An 11553-nucleotide genomic window follows, 5' to 3' on the forward strand; every position below is an offset into this window, starting at 1 on the left:
CCGCGCATCGCGCACCCAGCGCATTGACACCCGGCGTTGCGGAGCCCTACAGAGCCGCTGTGCGAGAATCCACCCATGCCTTTGCACACCGCAGTCGCGACGTTCCACACGACCAAGGGCGACATCGTCGTCAACCTCTACGGCAACCACGCGCCGAAGACGGTCCGCAACTTCGTCGGTCTCGCGACCGGCGACATCGAATGGACCCACCCGGCGACGGGCGCGAAGACGAAGGAGCCGCTCTACAACGGCACCGTCTTCCACCGCATCATCCCCGACTTCATGCTCCAGGGCGGCGACCCGCTCGGCCAGGGCATCGGCGGCCCGGGCTACCAGTTCGACGACGAGATCAACTCGGAGCTCGACTTCACCCAGCCCTACATCCTCGCGATGGCGAACGCCGGCAAGCAGGCGGGGCGCGGCACCAACGGCTCGCAGTTCTTCATCACCGTCGCGCCGACCACCTGGCTCCAGGGCAAGCACACCATCTTCGGCGCCGTCGCCGACGACGAGTCCAAGAAGGTCGTCGACGCGCTGTCGGCCGTGGCGACCGACGGTCGCGACAAGCCCCTCGAGGACGTCGTCATCGAGAGCGTCGAGATCACCGAGGTCTGAGCGCCTCTCCACCACTCATCGAGGGTCGGGTCCGTCTGGGCCCGGCCCTCGTTCTCTCTCTCCCGGAGGAACGTCCGTGACCCAGGTCCCGCCGAGCAGCAGCACCTACACCTGCTACCGCCACCCCGATCGCCAGAGCTTCGTGCGCTGCCAGCGGTGCGGTCGCACGATCTGCGGCGAGTGCCAGACCCCCGCCCCGGTCGGCGTCATCTGCCCGGACGACATGGCGCAGCAGCGCAGCGAGGCCCCGCGCGTCCGCGGACCGCTCGTGTCACGGGTCCGGGCGATGACTCGGGCCGACCAGCCGACCGTCACCTACGCGATCATCGCGCTCTGCGTCCTGGTCTGGATCCTCGAGGTGCTCCCCTTCATCGGGAACACCGTGCTCAACGCGATCGCCTACTTCCCGGCGTACACGCTGCCCGGCTTCGGCGCGGGCTTCGAGCCGTGGCGGATGATCACGTCGATCTTCGCGCACAGCACATCCCTCTTCTTCGTGGTGCCCTTCCACCTCCTGCTGAACATGTACACGCTGTGGGTCTTCGGCATGGCGCTCGAGCGGATGCTCGGCCGCGGGCGCTACCTGACGCTGTTCCTCCTCAGCGGCTTCGCCGGCTCGGTCGGCGTCCTGCTCCTCTCCAGCCCGCTGACGCCGGTGATCGGCGCCTCGGGCGCCATCTTCGGGCTGATGGGCGCATACCTCGTGATCCTCCGCCACCTCGGCGGGCAGGCCTCGCAGCTGTTGGTGCTGGTCGGGCTCAACCTCGTGATCGGCTTCCTGCCCGGGATGAACGTCGCCTGGCAGGCGCACGTCGGCGGCCTGGTGGCCGGTGCTCTCATCGGGCTGGTCTTCACGCGGACGCGGCAGCGCTCGCAGCGGCGCACTCAGAACCTTCTCGTCGGGCTGATCGGCGTCGGCCTCGTGGCGATCACCGTCGGGGCGTACGTCCTGGCCTGAGCCGCCTCGGCGCCGCCCCACGAGCTCGTCCACAGGGCGTCCAAGACTGTCCACAGCATCCGTCCACAGCTGGGGACGAAGTTATCCACAGAGTTGTTAACACTGGGGAGAACTACGCCGCTGTCATTCGGAGCAGCCGGTGGGACGGCCTCCTGATCGGCGATCCTGCCCTGTCACGCCGCCGATGCGTGCCCGATCAGGCTCCGCATCCGCGGACTGGCGCGAGGTCCGGAGTTGTCCACAGGAGTTTCAACACCTGGGGATAATTACACGCGTGTAGTTCGCCGTCGCGGGGCGGAGACGACCGTGGCGTCGAGGTCCTCGTCGAGGAGGATCGACGGGTCGAATCCCACGTCCGCGAAGAGTGCCGCCGTCCGCTCCGCCTGCTCTCGACTGGTCTCGATGACGACCGCGCCGTCGTCGCTCAGCCAGGGCAGGACCTCCGCCGCGATCCGGCGGTGCAGCGCGAGGCCGTCACCTCCGCCGTCGAGGGTCGACGCCGGCTCGTGCAGGCGGGCCTCCGGCGGCATCAGGGCGATCGCCGCGGTCGGCACGTAGGGCGCATTGACCACGACGAGGTCGATCCGGCCTCGGAGATCCTCGGGGAGGGCAGCGAACAGGTCGCCCCGGTGGACGGAGGCGAGTCCCGCCAGGGTCCGCCGGGCGCAGGCGACCGCGGCGGGGGAGAGGTCGGCCGCGTGGACGGTGAGGCCGTCGCGCTCCTCGAGAAGGGCCCGCCCGATCGCTCCGACACCGCAGCAGAGGTCGAGGACGGTCGCGGGCCCTCTCCCGTCCAGCAGTTCGAGCGCCGCGTCGACGACGGCCTCGGTGCGCCGTCGGGGCACGAAGACGCCGGGGGAGACCGGAACGCGCAGCCCGCGGAAGGCGACCCAGCCGAGGATCTGCTCGAGCGGCTCCCCGGCCTCACGGCGCCGCAGGAGCGCGTCGAGGCGGTCCGAGTCGGCCGCCGCCTCGTGCAGGAGCTCCGCCTCCTCCTCCGCGAAGACGCAGCCCGCCGCACGCAGGCGCGCGACGGACGATGCGAGGGCCGGCGGGAGACCCGATCCCGGGGACGACGAACGCCCCGTCGGCGGACCGGACGGGGCGTCGTTCATGCTGGTGTGATCAGCGCCAGCGGGTCGTCATGAGGAAGCCGATGAAGGCGATCCCGAAGCCGATGAGGATGTTCGCGTTGCCGAGATCCGGCACGGGGAGCGTGCCCTGGCTCACGTAGAAGACGATGATCCACGCGAGACCCAGCAGCATGAACCCGAACATGACGGGCTTGAACCACACCGGATTGGGTGCGTCCTCACCGGTCCGGGCCTCGTCGCGCTCGGGCTTCGGGCTCTTCGTCGCTCGTGCCATGCCTTCCACTGTACCGGGCGACGGCCGTCGACCGGGAGCGCGAGGCCGGGGGGATGCCGTGCAGGCGCGCAGGAGCGGCTGTGCGGAACGCGCCAGGGGCCGCGGAGCCCGTCGGACGCGCGCGCCCCGCGCCTAGACTCGTCGCATGACCGCCCCGTCGCCCGCTGCCGCACCGCTGCGACCGCGCGACCGACGAGAGCGCACAGGGCGACCGCGCCGCCGCCTGACATTCTTCGGCGTCCTCGGCGAGCTGCTCATGACGGCCGGAGCGCTCGTCCTGCTCTATCTGGGCTGGCAGCTCTGGTGGAACGACGCGGTGATCGCCGGCCAGCAGACCTCCGAGGCCGCGGAGCTCCGGCAGAGCTGGGGTGATGCCGCTCCCGCACCGGAGCCCTCGACGGTGCCGAGCGAGACCCCCGCCGGCTTCGGTGATCCGGTGATCGCTCCGGTGGCGGCACTCGACACCTCCTTCGGCAACCTCTACATCCCGCGCTACGGCGAGGGCTGGGTCCGCACCATCGCGGAGGGCGTGGACGCCGAGAACGTCCTCGACGAAGGCAGCATCGGCCACTACCCGGGCACGCAGATGCCGGGCGAGGTGGGGAACTTCGCCCTCGCGGCGCACCGCAGCGCCTACGGCGGCGGCATGCACCTGATCGACGAGCTCCAGCTCGGCGACGCGATCTACATCGAGACGGCGGACGGCTGGTACACCTACCGGTTCCGGAACCTCGAGTACGTGCAGCCCTCGGAGATCCAGGTCATCGATCCCGTCCCGTGGACGACGGGCGCCGTCGCGACCGACCGGCTGATCACCCTCACGAGTTGCAATCCGCTCTACTCCACCGCCGAGCGGATCATCGCCTACGGCGTCTTCGAGTCCTGGCAGCCGCGCTCCGCGGGTGCGCCGGCCGAGATCGCCGCGTCTCTCGCGCAGGAGGGCTGACCGTGTACTCGGCACTCTGGCGGGTCCTGCCCGGACCCTGGTGGCTCCGGCTGCTCTTCGTGATCGTGCTGGTGGTGGCGGTGCTCGCCGCACTCGCCGAGTGGGTCTTCCCCTGGGTGCAGTCGCTCGTGCTCGATCAGAACGTCACCGTCGGGACGTGAGCCGGCCCCCGAGGCGGTCGCCGCGATGACGCGGATCCTGGTCGTCGACAACTACGACAGCTTCGTCTTCACGCTCGTCGCCTACCTGCGCGAGGCCGGGGCGGAGGTCGACGTCGTCGAGGGAGCGGAGCTGGCTCCGCGCGACGCGATCGAGCGCGCAGCGGGGAGCGACGGGATCGTGCTGTCGCCCGGGCCGGGCCGACCGGAGGTCGTCCCCACGTCGGTGGCGCTCGCCCGGCACGCCCTGGCCGAGGCGCAGCCGCTCCTCGGGGTCTGCCTCGGGCACCAGGTTCTCGCTCACGCCCTCGGTGCCCGCGTCCGCGAGGCCCCGGAGCTGATGCACGGCCGGACCTCGGCGGTCGTGCACGACGGCGATCCGCTGTTCTCCGGGATCCCGTCAGGGTTCACGGCGATGCGCTACCACTCGCTGGCCGTCCAGCGCTCGACACTGCCTGCGGAGCTCGCCGTCATCGCGGGGACCGCCGAGGGGGTCGTGATGGCGCTGCGCCATCGGTCCGCGCCCGCGGTCGGCGTCCAGTTCCACCCCGAATCCGTTCTCACCGAGGGCGGTCGTCGGCTGATCTCGAACTGGCTCGTCGAGACGGAGCTGCCCCGTCCGACCCGATAGGCGCGGAGCGGAATGCGGAGCCCAGTCGTTGCGAACGCTCGGGCACCGCTTATCGAACCGGCCGAGCAGGCTCATTCACCGCTTATCGACGCACCATTCGCAGCTTGCTGTCCGAGAAATCACCCGTACTTGTGTCCCCCTGATGGGGGTCCCACATGAGCGTCAGAAGGGGTGCGATCCGCGCCACCGACGCGCTATGAGAGCGCGCACTCGTTCCGGGATCCGCGCCACGACAGGGAAGTCCCACTCGCGTGCTTCCGCGATCCCCCCGAGCGGGTGGCGTGATTTGACGGAGCCCTGGCGGATGATGCGGGGGGCTCGACGGGCATAATCGGAGGGCGCCGGTTAGGGGACCGGTGCCGTCGAGAAGAGAATTCCGAGGCATCACATGGTGGAATCGATTTCTTGGGCTTATTCCGGAATTCGCGAGCTCGAGACACTGGGCCCGCGCATCGTCGTCAAGCCGGGCACTGTTCCGCGCATGGCGGGCTCCGGTTTCACCGCGGCCGGCATCAGCGTCGTCCTCTTGACGACCTCGCCGCTGCGGGTCCTCCGGGGGACCTGGGGCGCCGACGACACGTCGATGCTGAGCTTCAGCTTCCTGATCGAGGGCGCAGTCCGGCTCGTCGGGCCGGATCGGACGGTGCTCCTGCGGCCGGGCTCGATCGCCTACCAGCCGGGGACCACCACCTTCACCACAGAGTCGACGATGCCCGTCACCTCCCTCCAGATCACGATCCGCGCGGACGAGATGCGCCGCTACGGCTTCGATCTCGGCTCGAACGTGTACGCGCTCGATCCGGACGCCCGGTCCACCCGTGCGGCTTTCGCCTTCACGACGGCGTTCGCGCTCGCGGCGGAGTCGGGCACGGGACTCCCGTCCGACCACGAGGTCGACGGCTTCGGGCACGTGGTCAAGCAGCTGCTCGTGAGCGCCTTCCTCGCCTCGGCCGGCTCTCAGCCCGGGACGACGAGCGTGCGCGCGGCGACCCTCGGCCGAGCGCGGACCGTGATCGACCGGACTCACCGGACCCCGCGGTGCACCCCGGAGGCGGTCGCGGACGCGGTCAACGTGTCCACGCGGTCGCTGCAGCGGCTCTTCGAGGACGCGGGGACGACGGTGGCGAGCGAGATCGAGCGCGCGCGGGTCGCCAGCGCCGTCGAGCTGCTCCGGCGCCGACCGCGCGAGGTGCCGCTCGAGGCCATCGCTGCGGCGTCGGGCTTCTCGTCCGCCGATCACCTCCGCCGGGCGTTGAAGCGCCGCGAGGGTCTCACTCCGAGCGACATCCGCGGAAGGGTGGGGACGTCGATGGAGGCCGGCTCGCCGGACGACGGGGTGCTGCGGCTCGCGCCGCCGCTCGCGGACGCTGCCCGGCGCGCGTAGAGCAGCGGGTGTCGTCCATGCTGATCGAGTAGCCCGCGCAGCGGGCGTATCGAGCGGAGAGGGCGCCTTCGGCGCCAGCGCAGGGCGGGGAGGAGACCGACGTCCTCGGGGTGGGCGGGTCTCGATACGCCCCTCCGGGACTACTCGACCAGCATGTTCTGCAGGCGTCTCTTCCACGGCGGGTCTCCCGCGAGAGATCACCTTGTCGGCGTGGGGATCCTCATGCTGATCGAGGAGCCCGCGCCGCGGGCGTCTCGAGATCCACCAGCGCCGGGAGGACGAGTCGGCAGACCATTTCTGCTGGCGACGGTGGGTCTCGATACGCCCCTCAGGGCGCGAGGGTCAACCGGCGCAGAAGCCGAGCTCGACGGTCGAGCCCTGGGGGACGTCGCCCGGGGCGATCGACTGGGTGGTGATCGGGGGGTTGGCCCGGACGGAGTCGCAGGTCTCGTCGGGAGCCTCCTCGCCGATCAGCTGGAGCTGCTCGGACGCCAGGGTGGCGAGGGCGGTGCTCAGCGTCTGGCCGACGAGGTCGGGCAGGGTCACCTGGCCCGAGGAGACGACGAGGTCGACCGGCGTTCCCGGGGCGAGCTGCTGGCCGCCGGCAGGAGTGCTGGAGAGCACCACGTCGCCCGGCACGGTGGGCGAGTTCTGGCGGGTCTGCGATCCCTCCGAGAAGCCGGCCCCGGTGAGGGCGGCGATCGCCTCCTCGAGGGTCGACCCCGCCGTCTCGGGAACGGCCACCGGCTGGGCGCCCTGAGAGACGTAGACACGGATGACCGTCTCGGGCGCGACGATGGTGCCGGAGCCGGGATCGGTGCGGATCACCTCGCCGGCCGGGACCGTGTCGCTGAACTCGGCGAGCTGACTCGCCACCAGGTCGAGCTCGGTGAGGGTCGACTGCGCGCTGTCGTAGCTGGTGCCCGTCAGCACGGGGACCTCGCGCGACTGCGAGGGCAGCGTGGTCGTCGGCTGGAGCGTGAGCACCCAGATCACCAGCGCCGCAACGATGACGGCGAGCACGACGATCGACGACCAGATCCAGAGCACCGGCGGGCGGCGCTGGGTGCGGACGATCGAGTTGTCCTCCGCGAGCTGGCGCAGCGCGAGCTCGGAGTCGTTCATGCCGCCGCCGCTGCGTGCGGCGAAGAGAGACGTGGTCAGCTCGTCGATCGGGCGGTGGTCGGGGAGGCGGCCGGCCGCGGCGTCGCGCAGGTCGTCGCGGAACTCGGCCGCTCCCTGGAAGCGCTCGTAGCGGTCCTTCGACAGCGCTCGGGCGACGACGCCGTCGAGGGCGGGCGAGACGGCGGGATTGATCGAGCTGGGCGCCGGGGGCGTCTCGCTGACGTGCTGGTAGGCGACGGCCACCGGGGTGTCCCCGCGGAAGGGAGCGCGGCCGGTGAGCAGCTCGAAGAGGACGATGCCGGCGGAGTAGAGGTCGCTGCGCGCGTCGACCTGCTCGCCCTTCGCCTGCTCCGGCGAGAAGTAGGCGGCGGTGCCGAGGATGGCGGTGGTCTGCGCCACGGTCGCGGCGGAGTCGGAGACGGCGCGGGCGATCCCGAAGTCCATCACCTTCACCTGGCCCGAGGGGGTCAGCATGATGTTGCCGGGCTTGATGTCGCGGTGGACGACCCCCGCGCGGTGCGAGTACTCGAGCGCGGTGAGGATGCCCTCGGTGATGCGGACGGCCTCGTCGACCTCGACCGGTCCCTCCGCGATGACGTCCTTCAGCAGGCGCCCCTCGATGTGCTCCATCACGATGAACGGACGGCGCGACTCCGCACCGGTGTCGTCGAGCGAGACCTCCTCGCCGGCGTCGAACACGCGGACGATGGTCGGGTGCGACATGCGGGACGCGGACTGCGCCTCCTGCCGGAAGCGCAGGCGGAACGCGGAGTCGGAGGACAGCGAGAGCTTGAGCTCCTTGATCGCGACCGTGCGCCCCAGGCGGGTGTCGGTGCCGAGGTAGACCTCGGACATCCCACCGCGACCGAGCCGGGGCCCGACCTGGTACCGTCCTGCGATCAGGCGTCCCTCATCCGTCACGCGCACGCTCCCGCCCTGTACTTCCGTGTGGCACGGCCCCCGGGGAGCCACGGCAAGTGTACCCGGGCGCCTCCTGGCAGCCCGGCGCGCGACGCCGGGTCCTCGACGCGCCGACCGGAAGGCCGCTGAAAGCGAGGAGCCCGCCCTCCGGTTCCGCGGTCGCGGTCGGAGGGCGGGCTCGTTCGAGCGGGGAGGGTCAGCGCTCGTCGGGGGCGTTCGATGCCGGCGCCGACGAGGTCGGGGTGGCCGTCGACGTCGGGGTCTGCGTCGGGGTCGGGGCCACGACGGGGACCGAGAGGGTCGGCGAGGCGGGGGACTCGGGCTCGCCGCAGAGCACCGTGTAGGTGATGTCGATCGTGCCCGCGGACTCGCCGGCCTGGATCGTCGCGGTGGTCGACGTCGACGGGTTGGTGCTCGTCACGGTCGCGCCTTCGCCGGCCACGGTCACGCGGTAACCGGTCACGGAGGTTCCGCTCGGGCACTGGTTGTAGTTGCTCCAGGTGACGTTGAACGTGTCGCCGGGCTCGACGCTCGACGCGGCGGGGGTGACGGTCGGGACGGCGGTCGGGGCACCGGGGACGGCGACCTCGGTGTAGGTCGTGACGACGATCGTGGTGCCCTTGATCACGTTGGCGGTCGGGTTGACCTCCTCGACCGCGCCGACCTGGTCCGAGCTGGGGGCGCTGGACCCCTCCTCGCGCTGGACGCCCATCCCGAGCTCGGTGAGCTCGGCCTCGACCTCGTCGAAGGGGCGGCCGACGTAGTCGGAGGAGTTGATGACGACGATGTTCGAGCTCGGCGTCGCCGACGGGGTCTGCGAGGGGGACGGCGCCTGCGACGGGGTCTGGCTGACCGTCTGGCTCGGCGTCGGCTCGGCCTCGGTGCCGCCGTTGCTGGTCAGCGCGAAGATCGTGCCGCCGATCACCACGGCGAGGATCACGATCAGGGCGACGAGCGGCCAGGTCCAGGGGCTGCGCTTGCGCGGCTCCTCGGCCTCGATCGTCTCGTCCAGGGCGCCCGTCGGCGGGTTCGCCGCGAAGGCGGTGGTCGCTCCGGCGCCGAGAATCGTCGTCGCCTGGGTCGCGTTTCCCGCGGCGGAGGGCAGGACGGTCGTGGCCTGGGTGTTGGGCAGGTCGGCGGCGACGGCCGGCACCGCGAGGGCGGCACCGCGGACGTCGCCCGAGCGCAGGGCCTGCGCGGCGCGGGCGAGGTGCGCGGCGGTCGCCGGCCGGTCGACCGGCTTCTTCGCGATGCAGGAGTAGACCAGGTTGCGCACGGGCTCCGCGACCGTGACCGGCAGCTCCGGCGGGGTGTCGTTGATCTGGGCCATCGCGATGGCGACCTGCGACTCGCCGGTGAACGGCCGGCGGCCTGCCAGGCACTCGTACGCGACGATGCCCAGCGAGTAGATGTCCGTCGCGGGGGAGGCTGGCTGGCCGCTCGCCTGCTCCGGGGAGAGGTACTGAACGGTGCCCATGACCTGGCCGGTCGCGGTGAGCGGGACCTGGTCGGCGATGCGGGCGATGCCGAAGTCGGTGATCTTCACGCGGCCGTCGGGCGTGATCAGGAGATTGCCGGGCTTCACGTCGCGGTGCACCAGGCCCGCGGCGTGTGCTGCGTGCAGGGCCAGCGCGGTCTGCGCGACGATGTCGAGGACCTTGTCAGTCGACAGCACACGCTCGCGCTCGAGGACCGTGGAGAGCGCCTCGCCGGGCACCAGCTCCATCACGAGGTAGGCCGAGCCGTCCTCCTCGCCGTAGTCGTAGACGTTGGCGATGCCCTCGTGGTTGACGAGCGCGGCGTGCCGGGCCTCGGCGCGGAAGCGCTCGAGGAACCCGGGGTCGCCGAGGTACTCGTCCTTGAGGATCTTGATCGCGATCGTGCGGCCGATGACGAGATCCGTCGCCTGCCACACCTCTCCCATGCCGCCGATGGCGATCCGGGACTGCAGTTCGTAGCGTCCCCCGAAGGTGAGGCCTGATGTGGGTCTCATTTGTTCAGCACCGCCTCTAGTACCTGTTGTGCGATGGGTGCGGCGATCAGGTTGCCGTACCCGGTCTGGCCGAGCCCCCCGCCGTCCTCCACGAGGACGGTGATGGCGTACTGCGGATCGTCCGCAGGAGCGAATCCGGTGAACCAGAGGGTGTACGGGTCGTCCCCGCCGTTCTCAGCGGTGCCGGTCTTACCGGCCACCGTGACGCCACCTATTGTTGCATTCGTCGCCGCGCCGCCCTGGACGCTGGCGACCATCATGGCCTTCACGGCGTCCGCCGTCTCGGTGCTCACGGCCCGGCCGAGCGACTTCTCCTCGAAGCGCTGCAGCACGCTGAGGTCCTGCGAGCGGATGACGTCGACGAGGTTCGGCTGCATCACCTCGCCGCCGTTCGCGATCGCCGCGGAGACCATCGCGATCTGCAGCGGAGTCGCGCGCACCTCGTACTGGCCGAAGGCGGTCAGCGCCGTCTGCGCGTCGTCGGTGGTCTGCGGGTAGGTGCTCGCCTCGACCGACATCGGGATCTCGAGCTCGGTGTCGAAGCCGAACTTCTCCGCCTGGGCGCGGATCGCGGCGGCGCCGAGCTGCACGCCCATCTCGGCCATCGGCACGTTGCAGGAGAGCGAGACCGCCGTGGCGAGGGTCACCGTGTCTCCGGAGCCGCAGAGGCCGCCGCCGGAGTTGGTCACCTGCGAGCTCGAGCCCGGCAGGGTGTACGCCTGGACGTTCGGGAAGCTGGAGTCCGGCGTGAAGCGGCCGGACTCGAGGGCGGCCGAGGCGACGACGAGCTTGAAGACCGAGCCGGGCGGGTTGAGCGAGCCGCCGATCGCGCGGTTGACGAGCGGATCGGTCGGGTCGTCGTTCAGCGCGCGGTACGCCGCGAGGACGTCGTCGGTGTCGTGCGACGCCAGAGCGGTCGGGTCGAAGGTCGGCTTGGAGACCATCGCGAGGATGCGGCCGGTGGCCGGCTCGGTGACGACGACCGCTCCGGTGTAGTCGCCGAGGGCGTCGAACGCCGCCTGCTGCGCGACCGGGTCGATCGAGAGCTCGACCGAGGCGCCCTTGGGGTCCTGGCCGGTGACGAGGTTGTTGATCTCGTCGAAGAACTGCGAGTTCGAGGTGCCGGAGAGGTAGTCGTTCAGCGAGCGCTCGATGCCCGTCGTGCCCTGGTTCAGGGTGAAGTAGCCGGTCACCGCCGAGTAGAGCGGTCCGTTCGCGTACTGGCGCTGGAACTTGTAGATGTCGTCGGACGGCGTCGAGGAGGCGATGGGCTCCCCGCCGGCGAGGATGACGCCGCGCTCCGTCGAGAAGCTCTCGTACAGCGTCCGGGTGTTCCGGGAGTCCTCGGAGAGGGTGTCGGCCTGGAGGACCTGGATGGTGGAGGTGGACACGAAGAGGGCCACGAACATCGCCAGGACGACGAAGCTCACGCGCTTGAGTTCTCGGTTCATCGG

The 11553-nt window shown here is 70.8% G+C and carries 11 protein-coding genes; 6 read left to right on the forward strand and 5 right to left on the reverse strand.

From position 1 onward, the window contains the following. The first annotated feature begins 75 nt into the window (after positions 1-75). Entirely contained in the window at positions 76-615 is a 540-nt protein-coding gene (locus EDF43_RS13425; RefSeq protein WP_123447250.1) for a peptidylprolyl isomerase, read from the forward strand. A 76-nt stretch (positions 616-691) separates the two neighbouring features. Then, complete coding sequence (locus tag EDF43_RS13430) at positions 692-1573, forward strand: rhomboid family intramembrane serine protease (protein ID WP_123447249.1); 882 nt, start codon at positions 692-694, stop codon at positions 1571-1573. A gap of 266 nt (positions 1574-1839) precedes the next feature. On the opposite strand, the gene EDF43_RS13435 is transcribed toward EDF43_RS13430, so the two are convergent. Both EDF43_RS13435 and EDF43_RS13440 read right to left on the reverse strand, forming a co-directional pair. Beyond that, the gene (locus EDF43_RS13435) at positions 1840-2688 is read right to left on the reverse strand and encodes a putative protein N(5)-glutamine methyltransferase (RefSeq protein ID WP_132437320.1); all 849 of its coding nucleotides are present in this window, start codon (positions 2686-2688) and stop codon (positions 1840-1842) included. Positions 2689-2698: 10 nt separating this feature from the next. Continuing rightward, positions 2699-2941: a cell division protein CrgA gene (locus EDF43_RS13440; protein WP_123447247.1), complete on the reverse strand. Its 243-nt coding sequence runs from the start codon at positions 2939-2941 to the stop codon at positions 2699-2701. A gap of 145 nt (positions 2942-3086) precedes the next feature. On the opposite strand from EDF43_RS13440, the gene EDF43_RS13445 reads away from it, so the two are divergent. The 4 genes from EDF43_RS13445 to EDF43_RS13455 all read left to right on the forward strand — a co-directional run bounded on the left by EDF43_RS13445 (position 3087) and on the right by EDF43_RS13455 (position 6060). Next, complete coding sequence (locus tag EDF43_RS13445; RefSeq protein WP_132437321.1) at positions 3087-3887, forward strand: class E sortase; 801 nt, start codon at positions 3087-3089, stop codon at positions 3885-3887. A gap of 2 nt (positions 3888-3889) precedes the next feature. Further along, a complete protein-coding gene (locus EDF43_RS21885; protein WP_165909114.1) occupies positions 3890-4048 on the forward strand; it encodes a hypothetical protein in 159 nt (52 codons plus the stop codon). 25 nt (positions 4049-4073) lie between these two features. After that, on the forward strand, positions 4074-4676 hold the full coding sequence (locus EDF43_RS13450) for an aminodeoxychorismate/anthranilate synthase component II (RefSeq protein WP_132437322.1): 603 nt from the start codon (positions 4074-4076) through the stop codon (positions 4674-4676). Between the two features lie 481 nt (positions 4677-5157). After that, the gene (locus tag EDF43_RS13455) at positions 5158-6060 is read left to right on the forward strand and encodes a helix-turn-helix domain-containing protein (protein ID WP_165909115.1); all 903 of its coding nucleotides are present in this window, start codon (positions 5158-5160) and stop codon (positions 6058-6060) included. A gap of 342 nt (positions 6061-6402) precedes the next feature. Here EDF43_RS13455 and pknB read toward each other — a convergent pair whose 3' ends face one another. From pknB to EDF43_RS13470, 3 genes are all read right to left on the reverse strand, one after another. Continuing rightward, positions 6403-8106, reverse strand: coding sequence for a Stk1 family PASTA domain-containing Ser/Thr kinase (gene pknB / locus EDF43_RS13460; RefSeq protein ID WP_123736306.1), 1704 nt, complete (start codon positions 8104-8106; stop codon positions 6403-6405). A gap of 196 nt (positions 8107-8302) precedes the next feature. Further along, positions 8303-10099 (reverse strand): protein kinase, encoded by a 1797-nt coding sequence (locus EDF43_RS13465; protein ID WP_132437323.1) that lies wholly within the window; start codon positions 10097-10099, stop codon positions 8303-8305. Next, positions 10096-11550 (reverse strand): penicillin-binding protein 2, encoded by a 1455-nt coding sequence (locus tag EDF43_RS13470; protein ID WP_132437324.1) that lies wholly within the window; start codon positions 11548-11550, stop codon positions 10096-10098. Before EDF43_RS13470 ends, EDF43_RS13465 begins: the two co-directional genes overlap by 4 nt. Positions 11551-11553: the final 3 nt, after the last annotated feature.

This window comes from Rathayibacter sp. PhB179 (genome assembly GCF_004345345.1).
Classification (GTDB): domain Bacteria; phylum Actinomycetota; class Actinomycetes; order Actinomycetales; family Microbacteriaceae; genus Rathayibacter; species Rathayibacter festucae.

Excerpts from the sequence above, each read along its gene's own strand:
- EDF43_RS13465 (WP_132437323.1), bottom strand. The coding sequence starts at position 10,099 with ATGAGACCCACATCAGGCCTCACCTTCGGGGGACGCTACGAACTGCAG.
- EDF43_RS13470 (WP_132437324.1), bottom strand. The coding sequence starts at position 11,550 with ATGAACCGAGAACTCAAGCGCGTGAGCTTCGTCGTCCTGGCGATGTTC.
- EDF43_RS13440 (WP_123447247.1), bottom strand. The coding sequence starts at position 2,941 with ATGGCACGAGCGACGAAGAGCCCGAAGCCCGAGCGCGACGAGGCCCGG.
- EDF43_RS13445 (WP_132437321.1), top strand. The coding sequence starts at position 3,087 with ATGACCGCCCCGTCGCCCGCTGCCGCACCGCTGCGACCGCGCGACCGA.
- EDF43_RS13450 (WP_132437322.1), top strand. The coding sequence starts at position 4,074 with ATGACGCGGATCCTGGTCGTCGACAACTACGACAGCTTCGTCTTCACG.
- EDF43_RS13435 (WP_132437320.1), bottom strand. The coding sequence starts at position 2,688 with ATGAACGACGCCCCGTCCGGTCCGCCGACGGGGCGTTCGTCGTCCCCG.
- EDF43_RS13425 (WP_123447250.1), top strand. The coding sequence starts at position 76 with ATGCCTTTGCACACCGCAGTCGCGACGTTCCACACGACCAAGGGCGAC.
- EDF43_RS13455 (WP_165909115.1), top strand. The coding sequence starts at position 5,158 with ATGGCGGGCTCCGGTTTCACCGCGGCCGGCATCAGCGTCGTCCTCTTG.